The organism is Pseudomonas sp. 3JA (assembly GCF_036961705.1).
In the GTDB taxonomy this organism is placed as follows: domain Bacteria; phylum Pseudomonadota; class Gammaproteobacteria; order Pseudomonadales; family Pseudomonadaceae; genus Aquipseudomonas; species Aquipseudomonas fluorescens_Q.
Window position 1 is genome coordinate 36,536 of record NZ_JBAMDJ010000042.1, and the last position, 14,638, is coordinate 51,173.

The 14,638-nt window shown below is 61.8% G+C and carries 15 protein-coding genes; 6 read left to right on the forward strand and 9 right to left on the reverse strand.

Annotated elements, in window-relative coordinates:
- Positions 1-105: 105 nt before the first annotated feature.
- The 3 genes from hemB to V7773_RS25295 form a co-directional block, all read right to left on the reverse strand.
- The gene (hemB, locus tag V7773_RS25285; RefSeq protein WP_063322069.1) at positions 106-1,080 is read right to left on the reverse strand and encodes a porphobilinogen synthase; all 975 of its coding nucleotides are present in this window, start codon (positions 1,078-1,080) and stop codon (positions 106-108) included.
- A gap of 115 nt (positions 1,081-1,195) precedes the next feature.
- The gene (locus V7773_RS25290) at positions 1,196-2,038 is read right to left on the reverse strand and encodes a PhzF family phenazine biosynthesis protein (RefSeq protein ID WP_336075890.1); all 843 of its coding nucleotides are present in this window, start codon (positions 2,036-2,038) and stop codon (positions 1,196-1,198) included.
- 11 nt (positions 2,039-2,049) lie between these two features.
- Positions 2,050-2,748 carry a glutathione binding-like protein gene (locus tag V7773_RS25295; RefSeq protein WP_092145709.1) on the reverse strand — a complete coding sequence of 233 codons (699 nt, stop codon included), beginning with the start codon at positions 2,746-2,748 and terminating at the stop codon, positions 2,050-2,052.
- A gap of 318 nt (positions 2,749-3,066) precedes the next feature.
- On the opposite strand from V7773_RS25295, the gene V7773_RS25300 reads away from it, so the two are divergent.
- Complete coding sequence (locus V7773_RS25300) at positions 3,067-3,741, forward strand: histidine phosphatase family protein (RefSeq protein WP_336075868.1); 675 nt, start codon at positions 3,067-3,069, stop codon at positions 3,739-3,741.
- A gap of 131 nt (positions 3,742-3,872) precedes the next feature.
- On the opposite strand, the gene mnmH is transcribed toward V7773_RS25300, so the two are convergent.
- Together mnmH and selD are read right to left on the reverse strand one after the other, a co-directional pair.
- Positions 3,873-4,976, reverse strand: a complete 1,104-nt coding sequence (gene mnmH / locus V7773_RS25305) for a tRNA 2-selenouridine(34) synthase MnmH (protein WP_336075870.1) — start codon at positions 4,974-4,976, stop codon at positions 3,873-3,875.
- Entirely contained in the window at positions 4,976-6,010 is a 1,035-nt protein-coding gene (gene selD, locus V7773_RS25310) for a selenide, water dikinase SelD (RefSeq protein ID WP_336075872.1), read from the reverse strand. Before selD ends, mnmH begins: the two co-directional genes overlap by 1 nt.
- A gap of 299 nt (positions 6,011-6,309) precedes the next feature.
- On the opposite strand from selD, the gene V7773_RS25315 reads away from it, so the two are divergent.
- From V7773_RS25315 to V7773_RS25325, 3 genes are all read left to right on the forward strand, one after another.
- The gene (locus V7773_RS25315) at positions 6,310-7,260 is read left to right on the forward strand and encodes a nucleoside-specific channel-forming protein Tsx (RefSeq protein ID WP_336075874.1); all 951 of its coding nucleotides are present in this window, start codon (positions 6,310-6,312) and stop codon (positions 7,258-7,260) included.
- A 46-nt stretch (positions 7,261-7,306) separates the two neighbouring features.
- Positions 7,307-8,332 (forward strand): purine-nucleoside phosphorylase, encoded by a 1,026-nt coding sequence (locus V7773_RS25320; protein ID WP_092145482.1) that lies wholly within the window; start codon positions 7,307-7,309, stop codon positions 8,330-8,332.
- A 240-nt stretch (positions 8,333-8,572) separates the two neighbouring features.
- The gene (locus tag V7773_RS25325) at positions 8,573-8,857 is read left to right on the forward strand and encodes a hypothetical protein (protein ID WP_336075876.1); all 285 of its coding nucleotides are present in this window, start codon (positions 8,573-8,575) and stop codon (positions 8,855-8,857) included.
- Positions 8,858-8,916: 59 nt separating this feature from the next.
- Here V7773_RS25325 and V7773_RS25330 read toward each other — a convergent pair whose 3' ends face one another.
- Positions 8,917-9,519 carry an NADPH-dependent F420 reductase gene (locus V7773_RS25330; protein ID WP_336075892.1) on the reverse strand — a complete coding sequence of 201 codons (603 nt, stop codon included), beginning with the start codon at positions 9,517-9,519 and terminating at the stop codon, positions 8,917-8,919.
- A gap of 153 nt (positions 9,520-9,672) precedes the next feature.
- Here V7773_RS25330 and V7773_RS25335 point away from each other — a divergent pair, with 153 nt between their 5' ends.
- Positions 9,673-10,602, forward strand: coding sequence for a LysR family transcriptional regulator (locus V7773_RS25335; protein ID WP_336075878.1), 930 nt, complete (start codon positions 9,673-9,675; stop codon positions 10,600-10,602).
- Positions 10,603-10,741: 139 nt separating this feature from the next.
- Positions 10,742-11,329, forward strand: coding sequence for a hypothetical protein (locus V7773_RS25340; protein WP_336075881.1), 588 nt, complete (start codon positions 10,742-10,744; stop codon positions 11,327-11,329).
- Positions 11,330-11,362: 33 nt separating this feature from the next.
- On the opposite strand, the gene V7773_RS25345 is transcribed toward V7773_RS25340, so the two are convergent.
- From V7773_RS25345 to V7773_RS25355, 3 genes are all read right to left on the reverse strand, one after another.
- Positions 11,363-12,079 carry an alpha/beta hydrolase gene (locus tag V7773_RS25345; RefSeq protein WP_336075883.1) on the reverse strand — a complete coding sequence of 239 codons (717 nt, stop codon included), beginning with the start codon at positions 12,077-12,079 and terminating at the stop codon, positions 11,363-11,365.
- A 64-nt stretch (positions 12,080-12,143) separates the two neighbouring features.
- Positions 12,144-13,256 (reverse strand): succinylglutamate desuccinylase/aspartoacylase family protein, encoded by a 1,113-nt coding sequence (locus V7773_RS25350; RefSeq protein ID WP_092145474.1) that lies wholly within the window; start codon positions 13,254-13,256, stop codon positions 12,144-12,146.
- 108 nt (positions 13,257-13,364) lie between these two features.
- Positions 13,365-14,144, reverse strand: coding sequence for an ABC transporter substrate-binding protein (locus V7773_RS25355; protein WP_014339257.1), 780 nt, complete (start codon positions 14,142-14,144; stop codon positions 13,365-13,367).
- Between the last annotated feature and the right edge of the window lie 494 nt (positions 14,145-14,638).

Here is a 14,638-nt window from a genome sequence, read left to right on the forward strand (position 1 = left end):
GTTATTCCGGAGCAACCATACGATCAAAAGTGGATGCGGGCTATGCCCAATGTGGGAGCTTGCTCGCGAAGGCGGTGGCACGGGCCCCACTGATGCAAGTCGAGATCAGATCCCGCTCAGCGCCAGGTCCATGGCGAAGTAGGTGAAGATCAGGTCTGCCCCCGCCCGCTTGATTGCGCCAAGGCTCTCGCGTATCACGCGGCCCTCGTCGATGGCGCCAGCCTGGGCGGCGAACTTGATCATCGCGTATTCGCCACTGACCTGATAAGCCGACAGCGGCAGGTTCGAAGCCTGGCGAATGTCGCGGATGATATCGAGGTAAGCACCGGCCGGCTTGACCATCAGTGCATCGGCACCTTCCTGCTCGTCGAGCAAGGATTCGCGCAGCGCTTCGCGGCGGTTCATCGGGTTCATCTGGTAGCTCTTGCGGTCACCTTTCAACGCGCTACCGCCGGCCTCGCGGAACGGGCCATAGAGTGCCGAGGCGAACTTGGTGGAATAGGCCATGATTGCCGTCTGGCTGAAACCGGCTTCATCCAGGGCCCGGCGAATGGCCTGGACCTGCCCGTCCATGGCCGCCGATGGCGCGATCACATCGGCACCGGCGCGGGCCGCCGCCACGGCTTGCTTGCCCAGGTTGACCAGGGTCCGGTCGTTGTCCACTTCATCGCCGTGGAGCACACCGCAGTGACCATGATCGGTGTACTCACAGAAGCAGGTGTCGGACATCACGACCATCTCCGGCACCGCGTCCTTGCAGATCCCGGCCATGCGCGACACCAGGCCGCGCTCGCTCCAGGTATCGCTGCCATCGTTGTCCAGGTGATGGGACACACCAAAGGTCATCACCGATTTGATACCGGCACGGGCGTAGCGCTCGATCTCGCCGGCCAGTTTCGATTCTGGGATGCGCACCACACCGGGCATGCTCTTGATCGGCACAAAATCATCGATTTCTTCTTCGACAAAAATCGGCAGCACCAGGTCGTTCAAGGTGAACTCGGTTTCCTGGAACAGGCTGCGCAGGCTTGCATTGCGACGCAGACGGCGTGGACGTGCTTCGGGGAACTGGCTGGACATGGGACTCCTGGGGCAAATAGGTGCGCGATCACAGGGGGCAAAGCTTATGCCCTGGTCGGCCAGGGCACAAATACCGGCTGGAAAATAGCGTGTTACCAACCGGGCAATAATCCCCTCACACGGTCAGCGAGCCATTGATGCACGTCACCACCGCGCCGCCAATCCAGACGTCATCGCCCAATTGCTCGACATGAATGCGCCCTGCCCGCCCCATCGTCAGCCCCTGGCTGACCACATAGGATGTCGGCGCCAAGCCCTTGGCCAGCATCCATTGCGCGAGCCCGGCGTTCAGGCTGCCCGTGGCGGGATCCTCCGGCATGCCATCACCGGCGATGAAGCCTCGCACTTCAAAGTGCGCTTCATCGCCATCCACGGCCCGATCCCAAGGTGCGATCACGCCCACCGCCAGATCCAGCAACTGAGGGTAATCGGGGTCAAGCGTCAGGACCTGTTGGCGATCCTTGAGCATCAAGGCCAGCCAGCCGGCACCATTATCGACCCATTGCGCCTCGACAATCGCCTCGGCTGCGAGCCCCAACCCCTTGCGCACCCGCTCCAGCAGGTCGGCCTCCAACGGACCGGACTTGAGCAAGGGCGGCGCGAGGAATGCCAAGCCATGATCACTGCGGCGAATCCTGACCAGGCCGACGCCACATTCCTGCACGATCTCCTGCCCTTTGGGCACGCCTCCGGCTTCCAGCCAGGCGTGACAACTGCCCAGGGTCGGATGCCCGGCAAACGGCAACTCGGTCGAGGTGGTGAAAATACGCACCCGGTAATCGGCTTCCGGGTGCTGTGGCGCCAACACGAATGTGGTTTCGCTGAGGTTGGTCCAATTGGCAAAAGCAGCCATGCGCGAGTCACTGAGCCCATCGGCCCCCAGCACCACCGCCAGCGGATTGCCCTTGAATGGCACATCGCTGAACACATCCAGTTGTTTGTAATCGAATCGGCGAATCGTCGGCTGACTCATTCTGGAATCTTCAACCCGCGCGCCACAGCCGGTCGGGCCAGGAAGCGCTCCAGTACCCGCGTCACATTGGGGAAATCCTGGATACCGACCAAATCACCGGCCTCGTAAAAGCCGATCAAGTTGCGCACCCAGGGGAACGTGGCGATATCAGCGATGGTGTAGCGCTCGCCCATGATCCAGTCGCGCCCTTGCAGACGGCCATCGAGCACCTTGAGCAGGCGTTTGCTTTCCTCGACGTAGCGATCGCGTGGCCGCTTGTCCTCGTAGTCCTTGCCGGCAAGCTTGTTGAAGAACCCCAACTGCCCGAACATCGGCCCGATGCCCCCCATCTGGAACATCAGCCACTGGATCGTCTCGTAGCGCGCCGCCGACTCCTGGGCCAGCAACTGCCCGCTCTTGTCCGCCAGATAAATCAGGATCGCCCCCGACTCGAACAACGCCAACGGCTGGTCGCCCGGCCCATGGGGATCGAGAATCGCCGGGATCTTGTTGTTGGGGTTCAGGGAAAGGAACTCGGGCGATAGCTGGTCGTTGCTGGCGAAGTCCACTTTGTGGGGCTCGTACGGCAGGCCGATCTCTTCCAGCATGATCGAGACCTTCACGCCGTTGGGGGTGGGCAGGGAGTAGAGCTGGATCCACTCCGGGAACTGGGCAGGCCATTTCTCGGTGATGGGGAATGGGGTCAAGTCGGGCATGGGGTCGGCTCGAAAATGAAGGAAAGCCCGAGGATAATCCAAGATGTACGGGACGGCATCACTGCCCGTCACGGAATTCACATCGGCCCTTTCTTAAATCCGCAACATCCTGTCGCTAACATTCGCCCTACCTCCCCACAGGAGGCCTTACAGTGCACCGGGACCAGCCAGGATCGAACCAAAGGGCTTGAAGAGACTCTGAGCAATGCCCCGGAGGATTCAACGCGGCGTAACGACAGGGAAAACACCCGAGGCCAGCCGCTTCGCGGTGCCAGGGTTTGTCAGCCTGACTCAAGAGTGCTGAAGAATAACTATTCGATGATGAACCCACTGAATTTAGCCAGACATTTCAAACACCGTTCGTGGCTGCTGCTGCCGACGCTGCTTGTGGTCTGTGGCCTGGGGTTGGCGCTGGAATCCAGCATCAGCCGCGCCCAACCAGCCGACGGCGTGCAGACCCTGGTGTTCCTGCGTCATGCCGAAAAACCCGCCGGTGGCCTGGGCCAGCTCAACTGCCAGGGTCTCAACCGCGCCATCGACCTGGCCACCCTGCTGCCGGAAAAATTCGGCAAGGCCGACTACGTGTTCGCGGCCAACCCGACCCGCAATGTCGAAGAGGGCGAGCTGGACAATTCCTATAGCTATATTCGCCCGCTGATGACCATCAGCCCCAGCGCCATCAAGCTCGGGTTGCCGGTGAACATCAATTATTCGGCCAACGACACCAGCGACCTGGCTGAGGAACTGCTGCACGACAAGTACCACAACGCCACCATCTATACCGCCTGGTCCCATGGCTACCTGCCGGAACTGATCAACACGGTCGCCGCAGAGGCGGTGGGCAAGAAGCAAACCATTACCGATGACTGGGCGTCAGGCGATTTTGACTCGCTGTACGTGCTGACCCTGACCTGGCACAACGGCAAGGCCAGCCTCACCAGCCAGAGCTACAAGCAGGGCCTGGATAATGGCCAGAAGACCTGCCCGACCTGATCAGTCGCCACGCCCTGTAGGAGCGGGCTTGCTCGCGAAGACGATGGCAGTCGGCATCACCGCCAACTGATCCACCGCTTTCGCGAGCAAGCCCGCTCCCACAGAGTTGAGGGTGGATGCCAAACCTGTGGTCACCCTCCCCGGGCCGCCCGCTCCCGCAGATATTCCAGCACCGCCGCCTGCTCTCCCGAGAACTCGATCCGCAAGCCCTTCTTTTCCCGCTGGAACACGTACATCGGGTCGTAATACTCACGCAGCAAACCCTCGATCCAACCGCGATGCACGTCGACGGCACCGCTGTGGGCCTGCTCGGCCAGGGCAGTTTCCAGGATGTCCTTCAAGCGCCGGTGACGGTCACCGCCCAGGCGCTTGTGGATGTTGTCCAGGCTTGCCAGCAATCGCTCGGAAAACAGTGCGAAACCTTCGTCGCCATGTACGGCGACAAATTCAGCGCACAGGTCGATGACGTAATCCTGCAGGATCCGTTCGACCCGATGCTCCAGGCTGTCTTCCAGCCAGACCATCGGAACCTGCTGCATGCGCTGGTACAAAGGCAGCGGCAAGGCGCAACTGCCGACCGCACGGCTCTCATCCTCAAGCACGAATTGTTCGATGCCGCTGGCGCGTTTTTTCAGTACGTCCACGGCCAGGCGGTTTTCAAAATCGATGTTGGAAGGCTGGCCGGTGGCGCGTTTGCCGAAGCTGGAACCGCGATGGTTGGCATAACCTTCCAGATCCAGGCTGTTGCTCAGTTGAGCCAGCGCTTCGGTCTTGCCGGTGCCGGTCATGCCGCCCAGCAGCACCAGGTCGCACTGGGCAACCGCCTGTTCGACCGTGTCCAGCAAAAAGCTGCGCATGGCCTTGTAGCCACCGCCGACCCTGGGGTAATCAATGCCCGCTTCGTCCTTGAGCCACTGTTGGACGATCTGCGAACGCAAGCCGCCGCGAAAGCAATACAGCACACCGTCGGGATGGGTCTTGGCGAACTCGGCCCAGGCCTGGATGCGTTCGGCCTTGATTTCACCGGACACCAACTGATGCCCCAGGACAATGGCCGCCTGTTGCCCCTGCTGTTTGTAGCAGGTGCCGACGCGTTGCCGTTCGCTGTCGGTCATCAACGGCAGATTGACTACGCCGGGGAAGGCCCCCTTGATGAACTCGACCGGGGCGCGTGTGTCCATCATCGGCCGGTCATTGAGGAAGATATCGCGGTAATCGGTGATGTCATGGCTCATCAAGACACCTCGACCGCATAACCCTGCCGCTCGACCAGTTCGCCGATAGGTTCCAGCGCCAGCCCGAGTTCAGCGGCAACCCGCAGGAACTCACTTTCGCCTTCCGGGGTGACGGCAATCAGCAGGCCGCCGCTGGTCTGTGGGTCACACAGCACGCGCTTGTGCAGTTCCTGGACCCGACCGACCTTGCTGGCGTAGCTGTCGTAGTTGCGCAGCGTACCGCCCGGCACACACCCCTGGTCGAGGTAGTACTCGACACCCGGCAGGCGTGGCACCGCGTCATAGCGGACGCGCGCGGTCAGTTGGCTGCCGTCGGCCATTTCCACCAGGTGACCGAGCAGGCCGAAACCGGTGACGTCGGTCATCGCCGTCACACCGTCGAGCTTGCCGAAGCGGCTGCCAGGTTTGTTGAGGGTACACATCCAGTCACGGGCCAGGCCGACGTCGGCGACGCGCAGCTTGCCTTTCTTTTCCGCCGTGGTGAGGATGCCGATGCCCAGGGGCTTGGTCAGGTACAGGCGGCAACCGGCGGTGGCCGTGTCGTTGCGTTTCATATGGCGCTTTTGCACCAGGCCTGTGACCGCCAGGCCGAAAATCGGCTCAGGCGCGTCGATCGAATGCCCGCCGGCCAGGGGAATACCGGCCTCGTCGCACACGGAGCGACCGCCGCGAATCACTTCCCGAGCAATTTCCGGGGCCAATACGTTGACGGGCCAACCGAGAATCGCAATGGCCATCAGCGGGTCACCGCCCATGGCGTAGATATCGCTGATGGCATTGGTGGCAGCGATGCGACCGAAATCGAAAGGATCATCGACAATCGGCATGAAAAAATCGGTGGTCGAGACCACCCCGCGCTCCTCGTCGATGGCGTACACCGCAGCATCGTCCCGGGACGCATTGCCGACCCACAAATTGGGATCAAGGTTCTGCGCACCGCTGCCGGCCAGGATCACTTCCAGTACCTGGGGCGAAATCTTGCAGCCGCAACCGGCACCGTGGCTGTACTGGGTCAGGCGAATCGGCTCGCTCATGGGCATACCTCTGGTCAGTCAAGATGGCCGATTCTATCAGCAACGCCACCGCCTCAGTGCCGCGTCGATCATATGCCCCTGCAACACGTTGGTGCCCCTTCACACGACACTGCCGAATTCGGTGCACCGAGCCTGACCAACACGACAGGAAAAAAGCCTGAACCCCATGCATTTCAAGCCAATGCGAAAAATTGGTACGACATGTGCAAACGTTTGCGCAATCGATCCTGCGCAGCGGATCGATGGTCTTTCTTCAACCACGGAACCCGGGCTTCGGCCCACACGAACAAGGACTTTCCATGCACTGCACTTCCCGGTGTCGCGCTACACCCGGCGTATTGGCAGCCGCCCTGCTACTGACCGCCGTTACCGGACTACTCAGCACCACGGCCCAAGCCCAGACCGCCGAGGCGTCCGCCCAGGGCGAAGCCCTCAGCCCCGAGGCCACCCCCTCGAACAAAGGCGTCTACCTGTCGGACTGGTACAACCAGGACCTGACGCTCATCGGCAGCAAGGACATCAGCTTCGGCCCGCAACCGGTCGACGATGTCTATCTGGAATATGAATACTTCGGACGCAAAGGGCCCTTCGAGCTCTATGGCTACGTCGACATTCCAAAGATTCTCAACATTGGCAACAGTCACGACAAAGGGGTGTGGGACCACGGTTCTCCCGTGTTCATGGAGCACGAACCGCGTATTTCCATCGACTACCTGGCCGGCCGCAGCCTGGCCATCGGGCCGTTCAAGGAATGGTATGTGGCGTTCGACTGGATCTACGATCACGGCAGCAACAGCGCCAATCGCGCGAACACCTTGTACAGCGGGCTGGGCACCGATATCGACACGCACTCGAGGGTCAACCTGTCGGCCAACTTCTATGGCCGTTATCAATGGGAAAACTATGGCGCCAGCAATGAATATTCCTGGGACGGCTACCGCGCCCAGCTCAAATACATCGTGCCGATCAGCCAGTTCAGCAACGGCGCATCCCTGACTTACATTGGTTTCACCAACTTCGACTTCGGTTCGGACCTGCACAAGGACAACCCCGCCCGCACCGCCAACGCGACGGTCGCCACCAACGTTTTGCTGTATTCGTTCACGCACCTGCGCTTTACGCTGGTGGGCCGTTACTTCCACAACGGCGGCAACTGGCAGGACGGCAGTGAGCTTAACTTTGGCGACGGCAACTTCCGCGCCCGCTCCGATGGCTGGGGATACTACGCCGGGGTTGGCTACCAATTCTGAGCAAGCCGTAGAAGCATCACTTCAAATCCATGGAGGTCACGAATACATGATCAATCGCCTGTCTATTTCAATCGGCCTGGCCTGCACGGCTCTGTACTGCTCGACCGCCGGGGCCGCACCGCCGCTTCAACCCAAAGTGATGCTGATCACGATGTTCGCTCCTGAAGCGCAGAACTGGATCGATCGCCTCGAACTCAAGACTGAAATCCGCGTGCCGGGACTTTCCGCCGAATACCCGACGATCCGCTGCAATGCCGAACGAGTCTGCCTGCTGATTACCGGCATGGGCCAGACCAACGCCGCAGCCTCGACACTGGCCCTGGCCCTCTCCCCCACCGTCGACCTGCGCAAAAGCTATTTCCTGGTGGCCGGGATCGCCGGCATCAACCCGCACCACGGCACGCTTGGCACAACCGCCTGGGCCCATTACCTGGTGGAGTTCGGCACCCAATGGGAGTTGGATTCGCGGGATGTGCCCAAGGACTGGCCTACCGGCTACCTGGGCATCAACACCAAGGGGCCGAACGAAAAACCGCCGCTGGACTACAAGACGGAAGTCTTCGAACTCAACCCGGCCCTGCAAGCCAAGGCCTTTGCCCTCAGCCAGAAGGTAACCTTGGCGGAAAGCAAGGAATCGGCGGCCTGGCGCTTGAAGTATCCGTACGCCCCGGCCAACCAGCCGCCGGTGGTGACCCGCTGCGACACCCTGGCCGGTAACACTTGGTTCTCCGGTACGCGCCTGAGCGAGCGCGCCGAAGTCTGGACGCGCCTGCTCACCGACAACAAAGGCGTCTACTGCACCACCCAACAGGAAGACAACTCCACCTACGAGGCCTTGCTCCGCGCCAGCCGCGAAGGTCGGGTGGACATCAACCGGCTGGCCGTGCTGCGGGCCGGGTCCGATTTCGACCGCCCCGAGCCCGGCGGCAACGAAGTGGACAACCTGCTCAAATACGCCGACCAGGGCGCGTTCGTCCCGGCGCTGGAAAACCTGTTCCGCACCGGCAACCCGCTGGTGCAGGACATTGTGAAGAACTGGTCGGTGTGGAAGGACGGCGTGCCTGGCGTCTGATCTGACGAGTGCCTGTTTGGAATGGCCCCCTGTGGCGAGGGAGCTTGCTCCCGCTCGGCTGCGAAGCAGCCGCAAAAAGCGGGGGGCCGCTACGCGACCCAGCGGGAGCAAGCTCCCTCGCCACACAGGGAAAATGAGAACGGCAGAAGTTGGGGCTAATCTCTACAGATCACCCAATGGAATTTTCCATCCCGGGCGGGATCATTTGAACATCAACCGCGCGTACCCAGGAGACCGCCGATGCCTCTCGCCCGATCCTCCGTCGACAGCACTCACCTTGACTACGGTCTCGACACGCTGCTTGGTCGCAATACCAAAAGCATCAACTGTCAGTACGAGGTCAAGCACCTCGACGACGACAAACCGGTGTGGTTCGTGTTGCACGTTCATCCACCGATGCCGGACGACCTGGACAAGGCCCAGATCGTGACGTTCTACGCCGAGGGCCGGCACCTGAGCGGCATCGTGCGAAGTACGAAGCGCCTGGCCGACGACAGCCTGCAACTGAACGTGGAACCCGACTGAGTGCTCCAGGCCGGGTTCCCACGGTGATCGAGCGGGTCCTTACGTATGTCGCGAAGTGCTCAGTCGAACTTGACCAGGTTCAGCACCGGCAGCGGACCGCCCGGGAACTGGGTCAAGCGTGCGCCGACACTCAAGGGCCCCAGGTCCACACCGAAAAAGCCCAGGCGCTCGATCAACTGCGCGACTTCACCCCGTGCCTGCGCGTCGTCACCGGTCAGGAACAGCACCCGCTTGCCGCCTTCGGACGTCGGGTCTGCCTCCAGCAGGCGCGCCAGCAAATGATTGAAAGCCTTGACCACCCGTGCGCCCGGCACCCACTCGCTGAACACCTCGGTCGAGGCCCGGCCCTGGAGATCCACGGCCTTGAACCCCGGCACTTCGATCGCGTTGTTGGCGTCGATCACGATTCGCCCGGCAAAATCTGGCAAACCGCCCAGCGCCTGGGGCAACTTCGACCAGTTGACCGCCACCAGCACCATCGGCTGAGCGGCGGCTTCCTTCACGGTGCCGGCGCGTACGCTAGGACCGAGGTCAGCCACAAGCTCGGCCAGGCTTTGCGGGCCACGGCTGTTGGCAATCACTACATTGATGTTCTGGCGGGCCAGGGCGCCGGCGAAAGCACTGCCGATGGCGCCAGCGCCAATGATGCCGATGGTGTCGATGGTGTCGATGCTGCTCATGTTTTGTGTCCTCAAGGTTTGGATAAAGCCTGGCGGTGATGTCCGCCGTTGAGGTACATGATGGCCTTGCCATTACCTCTTGATTAGCCGGTAATATGGCGAATCATTTTCAAGCATTACTATCAGGTCCATGCCATGGAAAGCCTCGCCAACCTCGAATGCTTTGTCCGCAGCGCCGAAACCGGCAGTTTTTCGGCGGCCGCGCGGTTGCTTGCCCTGACGCCCGCTGCCGTGAGCCGCAACGTGGCGATGCTGGAGCGCAATCTGGGGGTGCGGTTGTTCCAGCGCTCGACCCGCAAGCTGTCCCTGACCGAAACGGGAGAACATTTCCTGGCCAGCATCGGTGGCAACCTGCACGCCCTGCAGGCGGCCATTGGCGCGGTGACCACGGAGCGCGGCGAACCGGCCGGCGTCTTGCGCGTCAGCCTCTCGCCAAGTTTCGGTATCGGCCAGGTACTGCCGTTGATGCCGCAATGGCTGGCCCGCTACCCGCTGATCCGGCCGGACTGGCATTTCGAAAACCGCCCGGTCGACCTGATCGCCGAAGGTTTCGACGCGGCCATCGGAGGCGGCTTCGCACTGACGCCCGGGGTGGTATCGCGCACCCTGGCGCCCGCTCACCTGATTGCCGTCGCCAGCCCAGCCTATCTGGGCGAGCGCGCCCTGCCCCGGCAACCCGAAGACCTGGCCGGCCTGGACAACATCGTGCTGCGGGCCAGCCGTACTGGCCGGGTACGCCAGACCGTGTTGCGCAACGCCGCCGGGCGCGAATCCGCCGTGCAACTGAACGAGTCCATGATCTTCAATGACCCCGTTGCCATGCGTGAGGCCGCCTTGCTCGGCCTGGGCGTGGCCCTGCTGGTGGTGCCCGACGCCCTGCCCTGGCTGGAGCGCGGCGAACTGGTGCGGCTGTTACCGGATTGGTACGTGGACCTGGGGGTGATTTCGCTCTACTACCCCAGCCGCACGCTGATGCCGGCCAAGACCCGCGCCTTTATCGATTTCATCACCGAGCACTTCGAGCGCGAGGCGTTGGCCCGGCGCTTCAGTGCCGGAGCGGTTTGAGCGCCCGGATGAGGGTGCCGATCAAGCGCGCTCCGCCCCCAGCACCGCAACGACCGGCCCATTCGCCACGGGCGCTGGAGTCAGGCACGGCGCCCATGGGATGATCGGCCTCCAAGCGCGACCACCGTGGAGAGTTTCAATGTCATTGCTGAGTAAACATGCCGCCGCCCTGCTGCTGGCGGCCATCGCCGCTCTGGTCCTGGTGCCTGCCCAGGCGGCCCCGTCCAAAGTCGCCGGCAATGCAGCGGCGCAGAAGGTTTCGATGCTGGGCGGCAAGTTCGTCTTCACCTTGCCCAAGGGGTTCATCGCAACACCATTGCCCGCCGGAGAGGCCGCCCAGGGTACCGCTGGCGCGACGGGGACGATGTACAGCAATGCCACCAGCCGGACCGTGGTGATCGCTGCGGAGAACACCATCATCAACGGCGCGAACGTGAAGGACGACGATGGCGCGTTCCTCGACACCACCATGGGAGACTTCGCTGCACAACGAACCACAGCGCTGCCGGACGCCAAGATCCTGAGCGCAAAAAGCCTGACCCAGAAAGGCACCGGCCTGGGCCTGCGCCAGATCGACACCAGCGCCACCCAGGGCGGTGGGCCAACCCTCGACACCACGTTGCTGGCTGCCTCCGGCACGCGCATGGCGGTGGTGCAAATCATCTCCCGGGCCAGTGACAAGGCCGGTCATGAGGCGTTGGTGAAGCAGATCGCCAGCGGTCAGTGATGGGCTAGGCATCGGCGGCGATAACGAAGTCTCCTAGGGATTGAGCCGCTCCAGCCAGGCCCGCAGGTCCTGCACTTCCAGGGCGCTGATGCTGTGGCCCACACCCGGGTAGGCATGGAATTCCGGTTCCAGCGCCAGGGTCTTCAGGAAGCTATTGGCCTCGGTGCCATCGTGGTAGGGAATGATCGGGTCTGCCGTGCCATGGCCGATGAACACCGCCAGTGTCCGGCGCGATTCATCGGGGGTCAGTTCCGCCCGCAGCACCGACAGGACCCGCCCCCCCATTGCGGCAATACCGCCAACGGCTTCGGGGTGTCGCAGGGCCACTTCGTAGCTCATCATCGCGCCCTGGCTGAACCCGACCAGGTAAACCTTGCTCGGATCGGTCGAGTACTTGGCCCGAGCCTTGTCGATGAAGTCCAGCAGCACCTGGCCGCTGGCCTTCAAGTCCGAGGTGTCACCGTCGTAGGCACCGTCGCCCTGTTTCGCGAACCACTGATAACGGTCCTGTTCCATACTCTTCGGCGCCCGCACCGAGAGGTAGTTGTAATCGCGCGGCAACTCGTCCTTGAGTGCGAACAGGTCCTGTTCGTTGCTGCCGGAACCGTGCAGGAAAATCACCAGCGGTCGGTTCCGAGCCTGCTCATCGACTTGAGCCAGGTAGTTGAGCGGCAAGTCCGTGTGCAGCGAGGGTTGGGCCTGCAACCCGGACGAGACCAGCAATAGAAACAGGGCGAGCGCTTTAAACATCGATCTTCCTCCATCGTTCGATAGCCGCACGACAAGAAGCGTGCGGTGAGGTAGACAGCACTTATCAGTCGTTGCTCAATTTCCCCGTACGAATCGGCTCACGCCCGGCGACTTTTGCCTGCCAGATACCCGGCTGGGTGTAGCGCCCGCGGTCCAGGGCAAACAGCACGCCACTGGTGCCGGCCCGCACGATGGTGACCCGATCATTCAACGGATCGACCACTTCGAACAGCGGATCGCCGCGCTCCACCCACTCACCGGCTTCACGCAGAAAGCTCACCACGCCATGGTGCGGCGCGAACAGGTATTGAGTGCCTTCGAACGGAAAGCCTTCACAACATTGCGCCGGCGCGGGCGGCCAATCCCCGCCAATGAAACCTTGCTCAGCCAGGAACCCGAGAATGGCTTCACAATTGGCCTGGGCCTGTTCCACGCGGGTGTCACCCATGCTGCCCAGCTCCAGTGTCGTCGCCAGGTTCGCCGCTGGGATCGCCGCCGCAGGAAAGGCTTTGGCCAGGCGCAACCAGGGTGAGGAGCAGGACTCATCGAACGAACTGCCACCGGAATCTTCACTCAGCAACGCCACCCCGGCCTTCAGGCGTGCGGCCAGGGAGCGCCATTGCGGCCACTGTTGCGGCAAGGCATACAAGTGGATCGCAGCCTCGAAATCGCAATGCAGGTCCAGGGTGATGTCGGCGTCGCAGGCATGGCGCAGCAGCAGGCGATGCAGCGCTTCAAGTTGCGAAGGCGGCGCCGGCAGGTCGTCGAGAACCTGGGCCATGGTCTGGCGGATCAAGGTGATATTGGCGGCCGGGTCGTCACCCAGGCGATCACCGATGCGTTGCGCCACCGGTGCACTGAGCTCCACGAAAGAGCGGTTGAAATTCTTGCCACTGCCCAACTCGAAACGCCCCATGTGAGCGCTTTGCAGATGTTGATCCAGGCCGATGGGATTGGCCGCCGGCACCAGCTCGATCACCCCTTTGAGCAGGCCTTGCGCCTCGAGGTCGTTGAGCCGCTGCTTCAGCTCCCAGGCAGTACGCATGCCCGGCAGTTCGTCGGCGTGCAGACTGGCCTGGATATAAACCTTGCGCGGGCCATGGCCGTAACGAAACACACTGAGCCGGCGCTCAGTGCCCAGGTGGCTCCATGGCAGGGTATGGTCGATGCGTTGCATGAAATCTCCGAATGACTAGGTGTGGAGCTGTCGAGTGCAACGAGGCTGCGATCTTTGCTCAGCCCCTTGAGCCTCAAAAAGATCGCAGCCTTCGGCAGCGCCTACCGATTAATGCCCGTAGACATCAAAGGCGAAGTATTTGTCCTGCACCTTCTTGTACGTACCATTGGCGCGGATTTCGCTGATGGCGGCGTTGAATTTATCGGCCAGGGCCTTATCGCCCTTGCGCACCGCAATGCCGGCGCCACCGCCGAAATATTTCGCGTCTTCATAGGTCGGGCCCACGAAGGCAAAGCCTTTGCCGGCATCGGTCTTCAGGAAACCGTCGTCGAGGTTGACCGAGTCGGCCAGCATGGCGTCGAGGCGACCGGCGACCATGTCCAGATTGGCTTCCTGCTGGGAGCCGTAGCGCACCAGGTTGATCCCGGCAGGCACCAGCACTTCGGTGGCGAAACGGTCGTGGGTGCTGGCACGCAGCACACCGACTTTCTTGCCCTTGAGCTCGGTCAGCGGGTCCTTGACCTCGGAGCCTTCCTTCATTACGAACCGCGCCGGGGTGTGGTAGTACTTGATGGTGAAATCGACGTTTTTCTTGCGATCGTCGGTGATGGTCATGGACGACAGGATCGCATCGATCTTCTTCACTTTCAGCGCAGGGATCAGGCCATCGAACTCCTGCTCGACCCAGGTGCACTTGACCTTCATCTGCTCGCAGAGGGCGTCGCCGATATCGACATCGAAGCCGGTCAGCTTGCCGTCGGGGGTTTTCATCGAAAAAGGCGGATAACCGGCTTCGATCCCGAGACGGATCGGCTTGGCGTCTTCGGCCACGGCCGACAGGGACAATACGGACAGTGCCAGGGCACCGAACATGGCTAGTTTCTTCATTTTCGCTCCTGAGTGTGCAGGGGTTTTTATTGGCAATTATTGGCAGATTCGTAGGCAGCGTTCGGTCAGCGAGGCACCGAAGTGGGCGGGAGTCTAGAGGGGTGCTCTGGAGGGGAATTGTGTTGAAGCGACAAATAGTTATGAAAATAATCAGGGTTGGCTGGGGAGCATTAGGTTTGGGAAAAACCTGACAGGTTGTGGTTCGGGTGTATATCCGTTTCTTCGGTAACGGCCACTTAGGGTTCCGCCCTGACGGCGGGTCACTTTCGAAAAAGCGTGTACGGACCGGACACATGGTTGACGGGTGTGCGGGGACATGGTTGACACTTTCCAGCGAGCCAATTTCGCCGGAAAGCCATCATGCCGCCGCGTTCCGTTTCTGAAATCAATTGCTCCCCCTGGCCTTCTGAAAATCTCGTAGGAATCTGCTCTCCGTGGCGAGGGAGCTTGCTCCCGCTGGACTGCGAAGCAGTCCTCTCTTTCTGTCAGGCCCA